At 38.2% G+C, this 19,028-nt stretch carries 26 protein-coding genes; 6 read left to right on the forward strand and 20 right to left on the reverse strand.

Features of this window, described 5'->3' with window-relative positions; all coding sequences use genetic code 11:
* Positions 1–135 precede the first annotated feature (135 nt).
* Entirely contained in the window at positions 136–1,305 is a 1,170-nt protein-coding gene (ccsB, locus tag HXV90_RS05145; RefSeq protein WP_054549261.1) for a c-type cytochrome biogenesis protein CcsB, read from the reverse strand.
* A 342-nt stretch (positions 1,306–1,647) separates the two neighbouring features.
* Between ccsB and HXV90_RS05150 the strand changes: the two genes are divergently transcribed.
* Positions 1,648–2,385: a class I SAM-dependent methyltransferase gene (locus HXV90_RS05150; RefSeq protein WP_269898535.1), complete on the forward strand. Its 738-nt coding sequence runs from the start codon at positions 1,648–1,650 to the stop codon at positions 2,383–2,385.
* A 14-nt stretch (positions 2,386–2,399) separates the two neighbouring features.
* On the opposite strand, the gene HXV90_RS05155 is transcribed toward HXV90_RS05150, so the two are convergent.
* From HXV90_RS05155 to HXV90_RS05165, 3 genes are read right to left on the reverse strand one after another with little or no spacing between them, the layout of a single operon-like run.
* The gene (locus HXV90_RS05155; RefSeq protein ID WP_269898536.1) at positions 2,400–2,834 is read right to left on the reverse strand and encodes a GNAT family N-acetyltransferase; all 435 of its coding nucleotides are present in this window, start codon (positions 2,832–2,834) and stop codon (positions 2,400–2,402) included.
* Positions 2,831–3,313 carry a GNAT family N-acetyltransferase gene (locus HXV90_RS05160; protein ID WP_442916336.1) on the reverse strand — a complete coding sequence of 161 codons (483 nt, stop codon included), beginning with the start codon at positions 3,311–3,313 and terminating at the stop codon, positions 2,831–2,833. Before HXV90_RS05160 ends, HXV90_RS05155 begins: the two co-directional genes overlap by 4 nt.
* A gap of 5 nt (positions 3,314–3,318) precedes the next feature.
* A complete protein-coding gene (locus tag HXV90_RS05165; protein ID WP_269898538.1) occupies positions 3,319–3,903 on the reverse strand; it encodes an SMI1/KNR4 family protein in 585 nt (194 codons plus the stop codon).
* 200 nt (positions 3,904–4,103) lie between these two features.
* Here HXV90_RS05165 and HXV90_RS05170 point away from each other — a divergent pair, with 200 nt between their 5' ends.
* Complete coding sequence (locus HXV90_RS05170; protein WP_048394516.1) at positions 4,104–4,655, forward strand: GNAT family N-acetyltransferase; 552 nt, start codon at positions 4,104–4,106, stop codon at positions 4,653–4,655.
* A gap of 51 nt (positions 4,656–4,706) precedes the next feature.
* On the opposite strand, the gene HXV90_RS05175 is transcribed toward HXV90_RS05170, so the two are convergent.
* A complete protein-coding gene (locus HXV90_RS05175) occupies positions 4,707–5,264 on the reverse strand; it encodes a histidine phosphatase family protein (protein ID WP_269898539.1) in 558 nt (185 codons plus the stop codon).
* 799 nt (positions 5,265–6,063) lie between these two features.
* Here HXV90_RS05175 and HXV90_RS05180 point away from each other — a divergent pair.
* Entirely contained in the window at positions 6,064–6,234 is a 171-nt protein-coding gene (locus tag HXV90_RS05180; protein WP_004230265.1) for an aspartyl-phosphate phosphatase Spo0E family protein, read from the forward strand.
* Positions 6,235–6,406: 172 nt separating this feature from the next.
* Positions 6,407–6,877 carry a hypothetical protein gene (locus tag HXV90_RS05185; RefSeq protein WP_269898540.1) on the forward strand — a complete coding sequence of 157 codons (471 nt, stop codon included), beginning with the start codon at positions 6,407–6,409 and terminating at the stop codon, positions 6,875–6,877.
* 124 nt (positions 6,878–7,001) lie between these two features.
* Here the strand turns inward: HXV90_RS05185 and thrS are convergent, their stop codons facing one another.
* The 10 genes from thrS to HXV90_RS05235 form a co-directional block, all read right to left on the reverse strand.
* Complete coding sequence (gene thrS, locus HXV90_RS05190; protein ID WP_269898541.1) at positions 7,002–8,918, reverse strand: threonine--tRNA ligase; 1,917 nt, start codon at positions 8,916–8,918, stop codon at positions 7,002–7,004.
* Between the two features lie 378 nt (positions 8,919–9,296).
* Positions 9,297–9,527 carry a hypothetical protein gene (locus HXV90_RS05195; protein WP_269898542.1) on the reverse strand — a complete coding sequence of 77 codons (231 nt, stop codon included), beginning with the start codon at positions 9,525–9,527 and terminating at the stop codon, positions 9,297–9,299.
* 14 nt (positions 9,528–9,541) lie between these two features.
* Entirely contained in the window at positions 9,542–9,898 is a 357-nt protein-coding gene (locus HXV90_RS05200; RefSeq protein ID WP_054549268.1) for a hypothetical protein, read from the reverse strand.
* Positions 9,899–9,909: 11 nt separating this feature from the next.
* The gene (locus HXV90_RS05205) at positions 9,910–10,506 is read right to left on the reverse strand and encodes a hypothetical protein (protein ID WP_269898543.1); all 597 of its coding nucleotides are present in this window, start codon (positions 10,504–10,506) and stop codon (positions 9,910–9,912) included.
* Positions 10,507–10,627: 121 nt separating this feature from the next.
* Positions 10,628–11,134, reverse strand: a complete 507-nt coding sequence (locus tag HXV90_RS05210) for a hypothetical protein (RefSeq protein ID WP_269898544.1) — start codon at positions 11,132–11,134, stop codon at positions 10,628–10,630.
* A gap of 123 nt (positions 11,135–11,257) precedes the next feature.
* Entirely contained in the window at positions 11,258–11,722 is a 465-nt protein-coding gene (locus HXV90_RS05215) for a hypothetical protein (protein WP_131520336.1), read from the reverse strand.
* Between the two features lie 47 nt (positions 11,723–11,769).
* Entirely contained in the window at positions 11,770–12,255 is a 486-nt protein-coding gene (locus HXV90_RS05220) for a GNAT family N-acetyltransferase (protein ID WP_048394534.1), read from the reverse strand.
* 15 nt (positions 12,256–12,270) lie between these two features.
* The gene (locus HXV90_RS05225; RefSeq protein WP_016993931.1) at positions 12,271–12,618 is read right to left on the reverse strand and encodes a DUF3147 family protein; all 348 of its coding nucleotides are present in this window, start codon (positions 12,616–12,618) and stop codon (positions 12,271–12,273) included.
* On the reverse strand, positions 12,618–13,016 hold the full coding sequence (locus tag HXV90_RS05230; protein ID WP_269898545.1) for a MarR family winged helix-turn-helix transcriptional regulator: 399 nt from the start codon (positions 13,014–13,016) through the stop codon (positions 12,618–12,620). The genes HXV90_RS05225 and HXV90_RS05230 overlap by 1 nt, the downstream gene beginning before the upstream one ends.
* 150 nt (positions 13,017–13,166) lie before the next feature.
* Positions 13,167–13,556: a hypothetical protein gene (locus HXV90_RS05235; RefSeq protein WP_269898546.1), complete on the reverse strand. Its 390-nt coding sequence runs from the start codon at positions 13,554–13,556 to the stop codon at positions 13,167–13,169.
* Between the two features lie 187 nt (positions 13,557–13,743).
* On the opposite strand from HXV90_RS05235, the gene HXV90_RS05240 reads away from it, so the two are divergent.
* Positions 13,744–14,040, forward strand: a complete 297-nt coding sequence (locus HXV90_RS05240) for a hypothetical protein (protein WP_083225253.1) — start codon at positions 13,744–13,746, stop codon at positions 14,038–14,040.
* Positions 14,041–14,055: 15 nt separating this feature from the next.
* On the opposite strand, the gene HXV90_RS05245 is transcribed toward HXV90_RS05240, so the two are convergent.
* Together HXV90_RS05245 and HXV90_RS05250 are read right to left on the reverse strand one after the other, a co-directional pair.
* Positions 14,056–15,039, reverse strand: a complete 984-nt coding sequence (locus tag HXV90_RS05245) for an HD domain-containing protein (RefSeq protein ID WP_269898547.1) — start codon at positions 15,037–15,039, stop codon at positions 14,056–14,058.
* Positions 15,029–15,676 carry a class I SAM-dependent methyltransferase gene (locus HXV90_RS05250; RefSeq protein ID WP_269898548.1) on the reverse strand — a complete coding sequence of 216 codons (648 nt, stop codon included), beginning with the start codon at positions 15,674–15,676 and terminating at the stop codon, positions 15,029–15,031. Before HXV90_RS05250 ends, HXV90_RS05245 begins: the two co-directional genes overlap by 11 nt.
* A gap of 1,066 nt (positions 15,677–16,742) precedes the next feature.
* Here HXV90_RS05250 and HXV90_RS05255 point away from each other — a divergent pair.
* Positions 16,743–17,396: a FusB/FusC family EF-G-binding protein gene (locus HXV90_RS05255; protein ID WP_115674629.1), complete on the forward strand. Its 654-nt coding sequence runs from the start codon at positions 16,743–16,745 to the stop codon at positions 17,394–17,396.
* A gap of 81 nt (positions 17,397–17,477) precedes the next feature.
* Here the strand turns inward: HXV90_RS05255 and HXV90_RS05260 are convergent, their stop codons facing one another.
* The 3 genes from HXV90_RS05260 to HXV90_RS05270 form a co-directional block, all read right to left on the reverse strand.
* Positions 17,478–17,855 (reverse strand): hypothetical protein, encoded by a 378-nt coding sequence (locus HXV90_RS05260; protein WP_048394545.1) that lies wholly within the window; start codon positions 17,853–17,855, stop codon positions 17,478–17,480.
* A 157-nt stretch (positions 17,856–18,012) separates the two neighbouring features.
* Positions 18,013–18,459: an HTH domain-containing protein gene (locus HXV90_RS05265; protein WP_048394546.1), complete on the reverse strand. Its 447-nt coding sequence runs from the start codon at positions 18,457–18,459 to the stop codon at positions 18,013–18,015.
* Positions 18,460–18,507: 48 nt separating this feature from the next.
* Positions 18,508–18,846, reverse strand: a complete 339-nt coding sequence (locus HXV90_RS05270; protein WP_231595711.1) for a hypothetical protein — start codon at positions 18,844–18,846, stop codon at positions 18,508–18,510.
* Positions 18,847–19,028 lie beyond the last annotated feature (182 nt).

Genomic DNA, 19,028 nt, shown 5'->3' on the forward strand with positions numbered 1-19,028 from the left:
ACCTAACTAGTTTGAGCGCTTTCTTTTCACTTTGGAGCGATTACCTGACTAGCTTGAGCGCTCTCTCCTCACTTTAGAGCGGGCTCCTCCTCACTCAGTCAGGATTACTTAGGAGTCAAGACCCCCTACCTCTAACTAGGCATAAGAATGTAAGCCGGCAATGACTAGATTGACAAATACTTGGTTGAACACAATAATGCCGAAGCCGATGATGGCCAACCAGGCTGTTTTTTCTCCTTCCCAGCCTTTGGATAAGCGAAAATGGAGGAAGGCTGCGTAGAATAAAAAGGTAATTAATGCCCACACCTCTTTCGGGTCCCAGCCCCAATAGCGACTCCAGGCAATTTGCGCCCAAATCATGGCGAATAGCAGGCCACCTAATGCAAATAATGGGAAGCCGATAACAACTGCGCGATAGGAAATCTCATCCATTAATTGTGGCTGTACGCGGCTTGTCCATGGCTTTAATAAGGCACTCACTGATTTTCTTGTGATGAATCGAATGACACCATATAAAATAGTACCCACGATAAATGCCCAGACAATCGAGTTTAATTTCTTGGCATCTATTTTATTTGTGATTTCGACACCACCGATTGCTTCACCATTCTCGGTGACGGCTCCTTTACTGACAATCAGGGGCATCATGGAGTAAGTGGCTTTTTCTTGCTGTCCCTGTGCATTATCGAATTGTACCTGCACCTCTTCTGTGGCAAGGCTGAAAAACGTCGATACGCCAATAAAGCCAATGACAACCACCAAACAATACAACACAAACTCAAGACCGTATGTACTGATAGATTTTTTGGAAACATCCAGCGTTCTTAATAAGTAAATTAAACCTGTAGCAAAGGATACAGATAAAATGGCACTAGAAAAGGCCACAGTCATGACATGAATCGTTAACCAGTGACTTTGTAATGATGGAACAAGCGGCGATACTTCCTTCGCGAAAACGCTTCCATAACCAAGGATGATTAAGGATACAGGAATCGTGAATAAGCCTACCACGATTTGCTTATATAAGAAATGGATAATTAAGTAACTTCCTGTAAGCATGATGCCAAAGAACGTCATAAATTCATACATATTACTGACAGGTGCATGGTCAACCGCCACCCATCTGACAACAAAGTACACGAGCTGTAGGGCAAAGGCTATATAAGTGAGCAATAGTCCTAGCTTACCGAATGTTTTTCTCTTTGATTTGACTGCTAGCCCTAATGGCACAATAGCAATGAGTAGTAGAATAAAGGCAATAAATAAGGCATTGCTACTAATGGATAATAAACTTTCTTGATTCAATAGAATCCCTCCAACGTCTCTTTTTCGGAATATGCTTCCAAATAGTAAGAACGTTATAGCGTGTAAGAAGTGCCATGTTTTCCCTTTAAATATTTTTATTTTTTCAAATTGTTACATTTTTATGACATGGAAATGGGGATGTGCTTGGTAGGATCAATAATTATGTAGAGGGAACGATAAATATCCCATTAAATGGAAGATAACGGTATCAAAAAATGGTATGCCTCTATCTACATCTTACAAAAAATTGTAATAAAAGTCTATTTCTTTTTCTATCTACATGGGACAATAATGATGCGCACAAATAACATAACGTTATGTTTCATAAACTGGAGGCTTTTAATGAAACAAAATATTTATGATAATCCGATATTTTTTCATCACTACAAGACATTGAGACAAAAAGCATCTAATTATAACCGTCTTTTGGAGCAGCCCACGATGAAGGCTTTACTTCCACCGTTGACAAATTTACAGGTACTCGATATTGGCTGTGGTATGGGGGATTTCGCCAAGTATTGTATCGACCATCAAGCCAAGCACGTAACCGCATTAGATGTTTCGAGCAATATGCTGTCCGTCGCTAAACAGGAGCATGCCCACCCACAAATTGACTATCGGCTACAGGCAATAGAGGATTATGAAGCTCCTTCGGCTAGCTTTGATTGTATAACCAGCTCCCTATCTCTTCATTATGTCAAAGATTTCGATGCGGTCATTGGTCAAATTGCTCACATGCTACGTCCTAACGGTGTATTTATTTTCTCTGTAGAGCATCCTATTGCTACAGCTCGTCATACAACAGATGATAATTGGGTATATGATGACAATCATCAACGTCTGCACTATGCTGTGGATCATTACCAGGAAGAAGGCAAGCGTGAGCAAACATGGTTGGTGGATGGTGTTGTCAAATATCATCGCACTATAGCGACACTGGTCAATACATTGATTACCCATGGGTTAACCATTGATAAAATCGTAGAACCAATTCCAAGCACAGCAGCCATTCAACAACTTCCTTCTATTGAAAAGGAGCTACGCAGACCATCCTTTTTATTCATCAAAGCAAAAAAATAAACGAAAGCCTCACCCTATGTTTGTGGTGAGGCTTGTTTCATATAAATAATTTCCGGGTCTCCCTCATCCAAGTTGTCGATAAAACCGCTTTTGACAAAGCCTAGGTTATGAAAAAGCTGGTGCATACGCCTATTGGACTGATTTGTAGAGGAGAAAACCTTTGCTGTTTTAGCCATTTGGATATAAGCGGTCATTAAGGCAGATGCGATCCCCTTTCTGCGCTCGGACGGCTTGACAATGACTAAGGAAATAAAGCTATAGCCAAAAAAGTCATTGCTAAATAGCAAAAACCCCCCAATGGTATCGGCGGATTGGTATAGCAAACAGCATTTCTCTTTGATAGCTTGCTGAATTTCTTCCGCTCTGGATGAATCTCCAATTACTTCTTGATCGATTGTACAAAGTGCTTGTAAATGCTCCATTCTTGCTTCAATTATATGATGGCTCAATGTTCAACCTCCTTCATATAGTAGCTCATCACCTTTAGCTCATCTCGAAGTCCCATTGCCTGTCTGCCTTCATCGACAAAGCCACATCGCTTATAAAGTTCTTGAGCAGCTCTATTTGGTACATTGACCCCGAGCACCAGCTCATTGATGTATGGGAAATGCTTGCGAACAAAGTCAGGCAATAATTGGAGTGCTGTCTTGGCATAGCCTTTGCCCTGCTCATAAAAATCAGTGGAAAAGGAACGGATTAATAGCGCCTGTTCGTTGGAGGAGTAAGGCGTCACCCCCTCTTTTTCATGTAAGACAAAGAACGTGACTAGCTTGTTACCGTCCATTGCTAAAATGGCATGTCGACTATTATCCTGCTTAGCAAGTGCAATACTGTCTTTTGGAGACTTTGTATAGCGTAGCTGCTCTTCTGTTAGGGTATATTGTTCTACTAAATTTTTTGCTTTGTCCTCATAGAACATGAGCTGCATAGTCACTAGAATTCCTCCTCGTAAATAGCGGTGAATTCATAGTCTCCCTCTATAAGTTGCTGTAAATAATCCTCAAACGAAGCTGCAATCACCTCAAAGCTATCAGGATCATGGACATAACGAACCACCTGGCCAACTTGTCCCGCTTCATTTGGCGTAAAATCAATATATAGGCTTGATGTGCCCCCATTATTCATACAATCAGCAAAGCAGAGCCGTTCATTTAACGGGACATGCATATTAATCTTTTCATCTACTTCCACATACGCTAAAAATTCCTGATAGCGCTCATAAATTGTTTCACGCTTGTTATGATAATCTTTCACGATTTGCTCCACCGATTTTAAATAATACGGATAATCCCCTAAATCAGAGCCTAGGACTAAAACACAGATCGTTTCTTGCCCATGCTGACAATAATATGTACCATTGACATCCTGTAATAGCTCCACCAAAGCTTGTGGGCAGTTCGGAAATACTTCTAACAAGGCCTGAATTTGTGCCTCTGAAGCACCAAAAGCCTGTTGTAATTGTTGCTGCTCTTCTTGTGGTAAGTATTGTAATAAATTCGCAAAATATGTTGTGCGCATCTTAATCCCTCTCTCTCTTTAACTATGACATATTTTAACATAATTTCTTCCATTCTCTTAGTCCCTCATGCTACTATGGAAGTATGCACAAAAAAGGGGTGGGTTTATGAGTGTAAAAGATGCAGTAGACGTGAAAATATTACCAACAATCGTAGGGTTGTAACGCTACTTGCAGCCCTTCTATAAGGGAGAATACAATAATGGAACATTATTTGAAAACATTTTTAACAGGTCAATCGATCACTTTACAACAAATGACTACTGCTGACCTAGAGGCTTTTATAGCAATCGAAAGCGAAATCACCTCTTTGCTACTTGCTAATGATGAGATTCCCTTTCCACAAACTGTAGAGGATCACACAGCTTTCTTTAACAGTATCAGCGGAAAGAAGGAGGAATACTTTTTCGGTATCTATGAAAAAGCGTCACAACAGTTAATAGGCTCCTGTGGCGTTTATGCAGTGAATTGGCAAAATAGCACTTGCTCAGTGGGCATTTCAATTGGGAAAGAGTGGCACGGCAAGGGCTATGGCACGGATGCAATGAAAACGCTTATTGATTTTATCTTCCAATATATAGCTGTTCAGAAAATCAAGCTTCAGGTTTTTAGTTTTAACCCAGCAGCTATTCGCTCCTATGAAAAATGTGGCTTCACAAAAGAAGGCATTTTACGCCAAGAAATTTTCCGCTTCGGTACATTCCATGACGTAGTTTTATTTGGCCTCTTACGCTCCGATTGGGAGAGGAATTAACAGAATAGCACAAGAGAGATACTATGATTGCTGTAGTATCTCTTTTTTTGTTCAGTCCTCTTGCCACACGCGTGTTACTTCCTGTAAGGATAGCCCTTGAAAGGCTAATCGATAGATATCTGGCATACTTAACGCTTGCCAAAATGCATAATCGTACTGGGCATCAAAATATTGCATCATCAATGCCATGATATTGCCATGTGTACCGATAACGACAGACTGCTGTGGATGCGTGAGAAGGATGTTTCGCAAACTTGGAATAGCGCGAGCCATTGCCTGTTGATTGGACTCCCCACCTGCCCATGCAAAGCTTGGCTCCTGCCACACCCGTTGAACTGCTGCATGAAAATCCTCCAGCTTCCCAGTAGCAAGTTGTCTTTCTTTTAAAGCATCTAACGTTTGGATGGGTAAATGACGCGCCTGTGCAATCCCCTCCACTGTTTGAATAGCTCTTCGATAGGGACTAGCATAAACGGCATCGATTCGATGATGCTTCAAAAGATTTGTGACACACTCTGCATCACTTTGTCCCTGAGCAGATAGTGGACGATGATATTCATCCTCTGAATAATGGGCATGTGCATGTCTAACAAAATAAATTTCGGTCATCTGTTTCTCCTCTTTAATCTTTAGCTAAATGAACCTTTCAAATTGCAGGGCATATGTTTTGATATAGCGCTGACACCCAACGGAAATTTTCAGTTGAACGACCTGTAAATCAGGGGTGCTCGATTCATTAATCACTATTCGATCAAAAAATCTATAATGAAATACGTAAGTGAATTCGCTCAAACAATTCTTTTGTGAGGAATGCATCATGGCTTGTAAAGGACGAATTTCACCTGCGTTTAAGAAAGCTTGAAAGGCCTCTCTTTATTCCAACAATCAATCCGCTTCATCACCTCTTCTCTCACCCATTATTCCATTAATTTCAAAAATTCTCAACATTTCACCATAGACAATGAAATGTCCCCATTTCTAAACAACAAAAAAGGGAATTTGCTAAAATGTGACAAGATATGAATTCCACGCTTAATTATCGGAAAATTCAATCTCTAATCACAACTTTTTTCTTAGTATAAAAGACTTAAGACTTCTCTATTTTCCCCTTAATATTTTCTAAAACAAAGAACGTGAATAACCCTATCCAGCACATGAATAGGGTTTTAAGTCATGTATTAAATTCTATAAAAGGGGAAATTCACAGTATTATTTATCTATAATACATAAAAATTTTCAATCGAGCTAAATAGGATGAAGTACCTTATCTATGACTAAATTACGAATTTAAGAAACGATACACAATGTGACATTTTTTTTAATATAAGTGATATACAATGAAAAAGTTGAATCGAGGTCATAAAAATTTATTTCAAGAATATGGATAAAAAATTAGGAGGAAAATATCTTGGTTAACTTATTACTTAAACAATTCTTGAAGGCGGAAATTGAGATCAAACGAAGAATTATGTATAAAAAAGCAAAGGATCTTGGTTTCACCCACCCTATTGTAGTAGATTACAGTCAAGAATTGGATGTCTTACTTAATAGATATTTAAAACAAGCACAAGCTTCCTAATCATAACGAGGCATATAATAGAAGAAAGTATAGATATGATAAAGCCAGGCCATGTTTTATTGGCTGGTTTTATCGGGGATGATACATGCATTCACCTAGCCATTTCTCAGAATGTATAGAGAATGAAAAAGTAGGCGATGTTTTTGATAAGAAAACATTTGGAGGTTGAATGATGCACGTATTCATCTTAACTTTTATGGTTGTTTCCAAAATATTATTGCCACCTCAACATTCAGTAGACCATACATCACCCACACTTTGCACACCAACTGAAATAAATACACTATATCAATACCCAAACAACCAATTTCAATCGTTTCGTGATGAGGACACATTTTATCAGCAGCTTAATCGTGCGATTTATGAGGAATATACCAATGCTTCATTGAATATTCGTCAAAAGATGGCTTTTAAAGATGTAGCAAATGCGACAAAACGTTTTTATTTACAAACAGATGGTAAACAGGAATCAATAGACCTCTCTCAACATACTTTTATTCATCCCAATCGACAAGTTTATTTTTTAGCATCCTTTCAGCACAATACCGATGAATCCTATCGCAAATTTCTTGTCATCGACGCTGAAACACAAGAAGTAATACTGGGACATTCGCTTTTTCAAGAAAGTTCCAAGCACCTTTAATTCATTGTATGCACACCATGTAGATTCTAGTAGTCATTTCAAAAAAATAGAAGTAAAAATTTCTTAACAATTAAAAAGCTTGCAATGAATGACGAACATTCATCGCAAGCTTTCTTTACTTGAATTAAGCTAAACTTTTTTGTTGAATGGCTGCTGTGACTTCTTCTATTAATTGCGGTAGTGACTTATCAGTGGAATTTTGCTGACCATGTCTGCGAACAGCTACAGTTTGGTTGGCAACCTCACGATCACCAATAACCACAATATATGGTATTTTTTGCAATTGGGCTTCTCGTATCTTTTTGCCGAGCTTTTCTTGACGGTCATCTAATTGCACACGGATGTCTGCCTGTTGTAAAGCTTCAACAACTTGCTTGGCATAGCCTTGATGTGCCTCTGCTACCCCAATCACTTGGACTTGCTGTGGTGCCAGCCAAGTTGGAAATGCTCCGCCAAAATGCTCGATTAAAATACCTAAGAAGCGATCAATTGAGCCAAACACTGCACGATGGATGACAACAGGTCTCACCCTTTCATTGTGCTCATTAATATACGTTAAATCAAATTTCTCTGGTAGCTGGAAATCAAGTTGAACCGTTGCACATTGATGACTGCGCTGAATCGCATCTTTAATATGGATGTCAATTTTCGGTCCATAGAAAGCCCCGTCCCCTGCATTAATTGTATAGGCAATACCTAAATTGTTTAGGACATTTTCAAGTGCTGCTTCTGCTTGATCCCACAGTGCCAAATCACCCATATAATCATCTGGTCGTGTCGATAATTCAATCGTATACGCAAATCCAAAGACGCTGTACACTTCATCTATAATCTTTAAGGCCAGTGCAATTTCATCCTCAATTTGCTGTGGTGTTGCAAAAATATGGGCATCATCCTGACAAAAAGTTCGTACACGTAACAGACCATTCAAGGCGCCACTAAATTCATGTCGGTGCACTTGCCCAAATTCTGCCATACGTATAGGTAAATCCCGATAGGAATGTAAGGCATTTTTGAAAATCAGCATATGCCCAGGACAGTTCATCGGCTTTAAGGCAAAGCTTTGGTCATCCACCTGTGTGAAATACATATTGTCCTTATAATGATCCCAGTGACCTGACTGCTCCCATAAGCGTTGGTTCATCATCAGCGGTGTTCGTACTTCCCTATAATCATATTTTGCTTGTAAATGTCGCAAATACGATTCCAGTTCATTGCGTAAAATTTGACCATTGGCTAAATAGAAGGGCATGCCAGGTGCTTCCTCTGAAAACATAAATAACGATAGCTCTTTACCTAGCTTGCGATGATTTCGCTTTTCTGCTTCCTCCAAGAAGATAAAATGATCGCGCAGTTCCTCTTTTGTAGCAAAGGCAACGCCATAAATACGCTGAAGCATTTGATTCTTGCTATCGCCTCGCCAGTAAGCGCCTGACACATGCATTAATTTAAAATGCTGTAATTTGCCTGTAGACGGGACATGTGGACCACGACATAAATCATAAAAATCTCCCTGCTCATAAATCGTAACTAGCTCATCTACAGGAATTGCCTCCAACAGCTCTAGCTTTAACGCATCATGGGCGAATAATTGCTTTGCTTCTTCACGTGAAACCTCGCGTCTATGAATCGGGATATTTTCCTGTACAATTTGTTTCATTTTCTTTTCAATTTGCTGTAAATCACTCGGTGTCAGTGTATCAGCAATATCTATATCATAATAAAAGCCATTTTCAATGACTGGTCCTACTCCAAATTGTGCATGTGGATAAAGTCGTTTAATTGCCTGAGCTAATAAATGGGCCGTAGAATGGCGAATGACCTCGATCCCTTCCTTTGAGCTTGCATCGTACAATGTAATTTGTGCATCTTCCATAATCGGGCGCGTCAAATCAATGATGGTTCCGTTAACACTCCCTGCGACTGCCTTTTTACGAAGCTCTGGACGAATCGCTTGTGCAATATCGGTTAGTGTCACACCTTTAGTAAATGCTTGTTGTTGACCATCTGGAAATTGAATGTGAATACGTTGATTTGACATGTTTCTCTACTCCTTTTAGTAATAAAATCAATTACACCTTGGCATAATTGTGTAGATAAAAAAAACACATATCCGCCCCTAAGAAGGGACGAGTATGTGTTGATTACCCGTGGTTCCACCCAAATTCCCACTAGTTTATAGGCTAGTGGCTCATTGATTTTGCTGTAACGCCGCAAAAAACGGTGCAAGTTTCCAAGCACGGCTCCAAGGTAGTAAGATGGGAGTACGACATTAGGAAGCTTGCAGCCAAGGCCCCCCTCTCTATAAATGGTTAATCGCATCTCTTGTCCTTATCATTGCCCATTTCATTTTGTATGAAATTGTTAATTACTATAACGAATAGTGAATTCTTTGTCAAACACTAAAAAAGAAAAAAATTTAGCGACGGACTTGCAATGGGCGTTCTGGACGTTGAACACAATAGTGACAATGCGGGTCATCACATGCCTCCTCTTGCCACTCATTACACATCGCACAAAAATAACTATCAAACGTGTCATCATAGATGATGGAATTTTGACAACTCGGGCATTGTTGATTTTTTTGAATCGTACCGCTGATTTCTAGCCCATCAATAATCACTAGATCTTCACGCTGTTCAATACGCATTTTATTATTATCTCCTAATGATTTTTCACTTCTAAGGTCTCATCTTCAGATTGCCATTCTACATGGATCATTGGCTTTGTTTCTCGTTTAAAGATTTTCTCACTTTCTTTTTTTGTGAAGGAATAATAGCCATCTTTATTTAACTGAACATCACTTAAATTTTGGGATTCTTTTGTCCCCTCAATTGTAATTTCTAAAGGCCCCAAATCATCATCATCTCCCAGATAAAATAAGCGTAAGCCCACCTCACCATTACTATGATAGATGGCTTTCCAATGCTCACTTTTGGCGATATAATGTATCTCCTGCTTGGGGCTTTGACAAGCTGTCAATAGGATGATGAGGGCAAGTGGAAACATCCATTTTTTCATTAAATATCCCCCTAACCTTGTATGGTGATAGCCCACCCTGTCGGCTTTTCTTCAAAGGCATCCTCGTATTCTGTAAAAACAAAATGAAGTCCCCTTAAATCATCTGGCAAGGGTGGTGTCACCACATACGTACTGCTTTCATGTCCATTTGAGCCACCTGTACCTTTACTTCGGCATTCATAGGACGCATCAATGTATAGACCAAAATGTTTTCGTTCTAATTTTTGCTGAATCGTTAGCTGAGGTTCTTGCTGCTCATCCCAATCGATTAATAATTGCACTACACTTGCATTGTCATATTGACGAACATAAGAAACCGTATACAAACGCTCTCCCTTTGCTACCGTTTTCAATACAGGGATATAGTGACGGAAGCCTGAAGGTTCTACCTTTGAAGTATAGTATTTTTCTGATTTAATCAACTGGAAGAACAACGCTAAAAAAGTATCATCGAAACCATATTGCTGTGCCCATTTCGAAATGGTATCATCCGAAGGCAAGCCTGGAGTAAGAGCAGTTTGCTCTTTTCGTTGCTGCAAAAGTGCACATATTTGCTCATCTATTGTGACAAGCCTTGAATCATTGTATTTGCTATGTTGTTCGGACATCTATATCCTCCTTCCTCCTGCAAGTCCTTCTTCTTTCTATACGTTATTTTCCGCAATTGGTTCCATAAACAGCCTATTTTTACTTGTAAATACCAAAAAAGCTATCCAATGCATTGGATAGCTAGTTCGCTAGCATATCATTGGGCCAGCTAGTCGAGTCTGATAATTGATATGTAACCATATTGGCTGTCACAGCGAGAATAACACCCGCTCGGGACATATGAGAGGTATTTGGCTTTTCCAATACAAGGACCACGTAGCCCTCTCCACGACCTTGCTCATCAAGCGCATTTGTCGCATTGATTTCAAAGGTGGAATACGTTTGCTCATTCGTTGCATACAGAAGTCGTTCTTCATCATACACGCCATGTTCTTTTAAATTATAGCTGACAGGCATCCACCCTTCAGACCATTCAATACTGCCTATCATTTCTCGTTTCCTTCTGGCAAGACGTCCAATGGAATACCTAAAATATATCTTCATAATCGCTTGATTGTCTTCATTTTTTCCTTCACAAGTGGCTGTCACTTCAAGCATAATATCATTTTTTAAAAGCTTTTTCATAAACACTAATGTCACAGTGATAACACAGATAAATAGTACTATACCCAAGATGATAAATGCCATTAGGTCCCTCCTAGTATCACAATTGCTGTTAATACAATATTACCATGTTCTAGGAGGGATAGGAGCTTTTCACCAAACAATCTTAGAAATTGACACAGGCATAAAGGATAAGACAAAAAGTGATTATTTGTTGGCTTGAAGCTCAACTGTAAGCGTAAAAGGTATTTTTAAGTATTCATAGTGTATCGTTACTTTCTGGTTGTTAGATGCTAGAACTTGTACTGCATAATGCTGTGGCTGCTCGCCAATAGCTTGTTGATTTATGTATCTTTGAGGTACGATCGTTCGCTGTGCTAATTTATGAAAAGATAGTTGATCATTTCCCTCTAGCTTTGTTTCCGCCTCAAAAGGTTCTGACTTACTTATTACAAGCTTCGCGTTATCAGGACGCTGATCATTCACCAGTATTTGCTTTAGCTTAATTTCACGCAGCCCTGTATTTTCAAGTGCGATGATTTTGATTGCTTCATTGCCTTGTTTGCTGCTATAGCTTTGAATAACAAGTGGTGGATTGCTCTTGAGATAAATCATAAAGATTGCCCCGACCACAAGCACACTCAGTACTAAAATAAATAGTATTTTTTTCATACTTTCCCTCTCTTTCCTCCCAACTAGTATAACAAAAACAACCTGACTTATTGACAGTCAAGTTGTTTTTGTAAACGTATTTCATCTCGTATTGGAATACCATCATTACCAATGAGTGGGATAGAAGGCTTATAGGCTCTTGCTTTTTCCACTGCATTACGCAGTATTTCTATTAAACAATAGCCTCGTTTTTGATAGAATTTCAATGCATGCAAATTATCGTTTGTTGTAATAAGTGATATGCTTGTACAGCCCTGCTCCATTGCTGCTTGTTCTACTGCTTTCACAAGAGCAGAACCAATACCTTTCCCCTCAACCGTACTATCTAACGAAATGATTTCACAGTCCTCTTCCCGCATGATATAGGTGATTAAACCGATCATCATTTGTTGCTCATTCATAAAAGCAAAGCCCGCTAATTCACTACAATCATAAATGCCACTGGAAATGACCATCTCTGTCGTACCCCAATGTTCCTGAAAAAATTCGCTTACAGTTTGTTTTGGTAGTTGATGTATGGCAATAATCGTCATTTTATAAACTCCTTCTTAAATGGAAATATGAAAAACCCCTGCAATCGCTTTTTGTATGCCTAAAAATACAGCCCAGGATAGCACACCAAGTCCAATAGCTAGTACAATATGTACGGAGGATTTCATCGCCATGTAAATCACAAATAGCATGCACATCGTTGCGGGCAAGCCAACGATAACGCCTACCGTGAAGCGTTGAATATGCTCACTCGACTCGCTTTGTACTGTCAGCCAAATAATGCTTAAAATACTCACCAATGGCAACGCAGCAATAATTCCTCCATAGGTAGGGAATCGTCGTGCAACCTCCGTCACAACGCCAATGATGGCTGCTGAACTCAAAATTTTAAAGAATGTATACATTATTTTGCCACCTCACTTAGACGTCGAAACGCCTGTAGAATGGCTTGCTGTTCCTGCTCAGTTAGCTGATTAAGTGCATGCTGTAGCTTATCATCATCTAGCTCCGAGTTTTTCTTCAACACTTGTAGCCCTTCTGCTGTCAAATGTAGCATGACCTTACGCTGGTCGTCACTTGAACGCTCCTTCATCACCCAGCCATGACGCTCTAGCTTTTTCACATGCTCTGATGCCGTATTAGGAGAAATATTTAGTAACCCTGCTATATCACGCACCGTCACTTCCTCTTCCTTTTGTATCATTTGCAAAATACGCACACTCTGATGGGAAATAACATCTTCATGGGTTGTATGTAGATGATAGAATATCGTTGTAAAATAATCATTTATATCTTTAATCATTGTAATAACTCCTTTAATATATCGTTCAAAACGATTATATCGTATATAACGATATATTAAAAGCGACCTCGTTAAAGTTTTTATTTTCAGATATTTTTCTTCAGTAAGCTTAGCATCTGATAGCCATCTGAGGGTAAACCTGCATAGGGCTTATACCAGTTTGGATAAATTAGCGGGACTGCTGTTGCAAGAAATTGAAAAGTATTCAAATAAAAAAGGAGCAGCAAAATAACGGGCTAGATAGCTGGCAAAAAGTAATACTGCTAAAGTCATGATAGGACCACCCGCTATAAATCCGAGCGACTGCTTGCGCGTTAAGCTACTCCCTTGTTGTGGGGTACAGAAGCCAAACAATCCCCATCGAATATGGAAATGTATACGACCTATACGCAAGTTTTCAGGAAGATTTTTTGCACCTAAATAAACATGGGCTCGTTCCTTTGAACATACTATAACACCCAATGCATGCCCAATTTCATGCAACAGAGTAGAGATTGGTATGCCTACTACATATAAAAGCATAAAGGATAGAATGGACATTATTACTCACCCCCTCCCAAAAATTCTATCTATTTTTCATAAACAGCTATCTTTCTGCGCTTCTTGCTAAATAGTATCAATGGGTACTTGTGAACACTTACGTTCTACAGTATTATTACTCTATTCTGAATTTAATTGAGGGCATCCCATGTTATACTTTCTCTATTTTTTAGTAGGTGGCACAATCATGGTGCTAGCGCTACTACTTAGCCAATCTAAGTATTTATTTTTATCAGGTATTATTACGGCCTTACCGATATTGACGCTCATTAATATGGGCATGCAAATGAAAAATATGAAAGAAGATACCTTTCATACTGTTCTTCAAAACACGGTATTTGGAGCGGTTGGCATGCTATTATTTACTGTGCTCACGTTTCTCCTAACAAGCTGGTTTAAACCAGGCATCTCTGTTATGAGCGCGCTCGCTGTCTATGCCCTATTTATGCTTTCTGGCAAATATATTTTATCCATGTTTGCCTAAAGAAAAGGAGCTGCCCTATGACAGCTCCTCATTGATTATTTTCACATAAACACCCTGCTCAAACCTTTCCAAAGCAGAGATATTCATTGCTTTGACATAGTTAGATACCTCGCTCGCCTTCCATAGTTGCTGTTGATGATAGATAGCTGGATCGATGAGTCGCACTTTATTGCGAAAATGAATATCATAATTCTCTTGTTCTTCTCTTACCTCTACATTTTCATGTAATTGTTGTAAAAGAGCAAGAACGTCTTGATCATGTGAAGCCTTCATCTGCTGCATTACCTCATGATCAGTCTTTAGGAAATCTTCAAGCGTTAGAATTTGTTTTGCTAGTGACAGCTTTAATACATTCGCTAACGAACTTGTCGCATAGATATTTAAAGGGTGCAAGAAAAAATCTAACACTTCCTGATAATAAATTTTTACAAACCATTCTGCACGCTCAATCGTTTTAACACACAGTTTCCCCTGAAAAACGAATAAGTCCTGTAAAAATTTTTGGATATCTTCCAGGGCTAAATTTCCATAAAAATACATATCCCTTAATGTATAATCGATACGATCCGCACACAATGCTGGAGCAGGTTGTTCAAGTAACGACCATCTGGATGTATCAAGTATGTTCTCTACTTCGTAGCCATATTTTTCAAGAATTGCAGGTATCGAAGACTGTTTGATAACATCCATGAATATCGCTTCATGGTAATCTTCCGCCTCATTTTCAAGGACCACATCCACCACATGGGAAAAAGCGGTATGGGACACATCATGTAATAAGCCTGCCACCTGCTCCTGCAATGAACCGCCAAGCTGTCTAATAAGCAGCATGACACCTACAGAATGCTCAAATCTTGAAATAGTCCACTTGCTATTTACTAGAAAGCCTGCCCCAGCCTGATGAATTTCCTTTAAGCGTTGAACTGGCTTACTTACAATCAATTCCTCTAACAAACCATCTATCTCGAACTCCCCATATAAGGGGTCACTAATCAGCATTTATATTCTTCCGACTAATCACAAAGACTCCACCACAATGCGATAGTGGGTAAAATGTTAACTCACAAATTTCCTGTAAGGCAACCTTTAGCTCCTCATGGACAAAGTAAAATTCATCCTCATCCCAGTATCCCTCGCTATCTTGACGACATTGCTCCAGCTGCTCTCTTGTCTGGAAAGCTACATCGCCAATTAAAATTTTCCCTGTTGGTGATAGGTGCTGTAATAATTGTGTGATATACAAAGCCTTTTGCTCATCTGTAAAATGATGGAGCGCATACGTACTAATAATCGCATCATAGGGCTGCTGTAATAGTTCCTGTGGCAAGCCATTCATTAAATCCCACTCCATTAAGTGAGCCTCTGGCATTTTTTCCTTGGCAATGGCAATCATGTTCGCAGAAAAATCAAAGCCATAAATCGAATGCCCCTGTTCATAAAGCTTCGCCGTTAATACCCCTGTTCCAAAGCCAATATCTAAAACTGTGGAAGCGGGAACAGCCATCACTTCATTGAAAATTTTATTTAAAATCGCTTTATAGCCTGCAAATGGGTATTGATACTTTTCCTCACTGTGTTGTACCGTTTGGTCGTATCCATCGGCCCATAAATCAAAACCTTCTTTATTTAATAGCATAGTGCCTCCTACAATGTATAAATTCTCCAAGCATTCATTAATTTACGTTCAGTCATCTGTTTCATCATAAATCCCCCTTCATTAACCAATTCAGTCCATTATACCAATTTATTACCTTTCCAACAATTCAGAAAATAAACAGTGCTTTATCAATTTTCAAATTTTCATAAGCTGTTATAATATCAATATGTATAAAAATTACAATAAACATTCTGGATAATATTTTATTATAAATTACCAAAATATTACCACATTCAACTTTTTACGATATTATAATACTGGGTAGTTAAAATATAAAAGGAGATGACTTAATGCAAGGTACAAACAAAAAGGCGTTGTTATGGATTAGCATTATAATGAGCTTAATGTCCATTTTCTTTGCATCTTTTGGTTCTAACAAATTTGGAGCCCCATTCCCCTTTATAAGTTACATCGGTGAGAATGAGTTATCATCCGCAATTGCTCTATTTACTAAAAATGGCATTACTCAAATTAACTTTAATATACTTTATTTCTTTATAAATGTTACACTAATTTACTTTATTCTTTTTTATGGTAGAAATATAATTAGTTCATTAAAATTAATTAAACAATCCTAATTCTTATACATCAAAATTACAAAAATTAGCCTATCAAAAGAAAAATAAATAGTGTCCTACATATAATGAAGATGGAAATGTTGATTATAGACAAACAATTTCGTCTAATAAATTTGCATGAACCTTTGCATCTTATACCATTGTAAAGGGAGTAATTTCAAAACAATTCAAGAGCAATTAGGGCAATCACATGTTACTATATCTATAGACACTTATAATTTATAACAAATTAATGTAAATTGGTTGCCTATTTAATTCAACCTATTATAAAACCTCATGTAAACCCATATAAATCAACGTTTCCTTTAAAGGAGGGATCTAAATGATCGCATTCACTTGTAATGCATGCTCTAGAACGACTTCTTTAGGTCAAAGAGGTCAAGATTAAGTTATAAACTAACAGAAATTGAATGATCTCTTTAGGCCAAAAAGTAATCAAATAGCCTAATAAACAGGAGAGATTTCAAATGGAACAACAAACAATTCAGCCGTTTTTAACGGTTGCCAACTATCATTTACTAGAACAGCAATTAAATAAAATTTTACATGCACTGACAACAACAAAGGATAAAAACGTTATCCTAGCAGTACGTGGCCTTGTTGATACGGAGGTAACGACAAAATTAGCATTATCAGCAGCAGAAACAATGCTGATTGAACAGCTTTTTACTGTCACAGATCGTGCACAAGGTGATGCATTTTTAGAGCAATTAAAACCATATGTCATCCCGTTCAAGCCGGTGACCGCTAGTACGCTTAAAGCATTATTTAAAAAAGAAAAGAAGCTCAAGCTACCAAATCTAGAAGCACTCGATTTTCAGCAAATTTGTTATCTTGCTTGGGATGATGCTGGCACACATCGAAAGTATGTTGTCCTTGAGCAAAATGGGCAGCTAAAAGGGATCAAAGGGATATTTGCCAATAACACCGTTCGCGGCATTTGCGCTATCTGTAATCGCCATTCAGATGTAGGCTTATTTACTACGTCCATTAAAGGACAGGTGGTTGGCACGTTTACCAACCACAGTAATTACATTTGTGCAGATAGTCAAACATGCAATGAACATGTTACGGATATGAACAGAACACTGGAGTTTTTCGAGCGTATTACACAAAAATAAATGAACGAAGGCAGAAATGTTGTGCAAACAACATTTCTGCCTTTTAACTTTAAAAGATTAACTTTTCGGGTTTAGAAAAAGTTATCGGTTGGGATTACGATCAATAAATTCCTCTATTTCATCGGCTAATCCGTACACAAGATGGAAATAGTGTTTCTCCGACATGACACCCTTTTTTCGCCATTTTTGCATTTCTTCATAATGAAATTGATAAAAATAGCCTTCTACATCTCTTCTAGCAATTCCTTTTTTCTCCGCCATCTCTGCAATCGAAAGACCTTTCCTCCACTCTTGGTCGTATTCCTGCACTGTCATGCCCAAAAATTTACTTATAGCTTCATAATCATATTTCACATGGTATACAAGAATACCTTCCTTATTTTCTTCTGCATATACGGTTGAAGAAAATGAGAAAACTACGATAAATAAAAGCACATACACTTTATTGGCACTTTTCATTTTGGAACCCCCATACTTTTTGAGGTTAATGTGTGTGGTTCTCATCATTACTATGTATGAAGGAAATCGTGGAAGTGATGAAGAATGTCAGCGAAGAAGAGAAGATTTTTTATTTATCCTTCGTGAATGATTTAGTCCAAAATACCAGGGCTTGTCATTAGTCATGTAATACAAAATGAAGCATGATACTATTCACGCAAATTTTCAATTCTACGTTCTTATCGATCGATATCTCTTGTCTAAAATCGATTAAGTCCTTTTCCTCTACATGAATCATTTTCGCGACACTAGCCGTTGAAAACATGTAATCCTTAATGAGGTCATTCAAAAGCAATGCGGCTCTTTCCCTTGCATCAAAGCCTTCAAAGCCAACACATAACATAACTATTTTTCGTTCAATCTTATCTAGCTGCTCCGTCGTGATGCTGCCCTTGTTATTCAATAAACTATCCAGCTCATTCATTGGTAAATCAAATATTTTCGCAAGTTGCTGATGATTGAAACTGAATTTTTCAGCCACTTCTTGAATTTGCTGTCTCAGGTAATCGAATCGGGAAATATCCGTGACAAAAGATACTTCTGCCCTATCCTTCCATTCTTTCACAGTAGTAACCCTCTTTTCATTCTTTTTTATGTATCAAATGAAACTATATTAAAAATGAGGACGCCAAAAAAGTGGCAGTATTAATAAAAAAACGGAAATCGTAATAAAAATGGTAGTGGTTGTAGGGGATAATTTTTGGCGATATGGACCATTATAAAATCCCGAAAACTGCAGTTTATTACGATAGAGGACAAACAATAAACTATATATGGCGATTCCCCCCAGCCACCCAGCGTATGAACCATCAACATTTATTCCAAAAGAGGTATAAATAAGCCTGGCGCCTCCCCACATCACGCATCCAATAATGGAAAAAAGGATAATAATTCTTATTAATTCTAAAAATATTTTAAATGTAATCATCCATAGTTCTCTTATTTCCTTCACCAGCTCTCTCCACCTCCAAAATCTGTAAAATTATTATAACACTTCCTGAATTAGTAATTCACTTAAACCGAGAATGTATTGTCGTCTATGGTGAGCTTACTTGTTGTGTCTTAATACGGTTTCAACATGAATTGGGTAGGAATTATAGAACAAAGTATAATTGTTGGGAAATGTATACTTTT

It is taken from the genome of Lysinibacillus sp. JK80 (assembly GCF_027557635.1).
In the GTDB taxonomy this organism is placed as follows: Bacteria; Bacillota; Bacilli; order Bacillales_A; family Planococcaceae; genus Lysinibacillus; species Lysinibacillus capsici.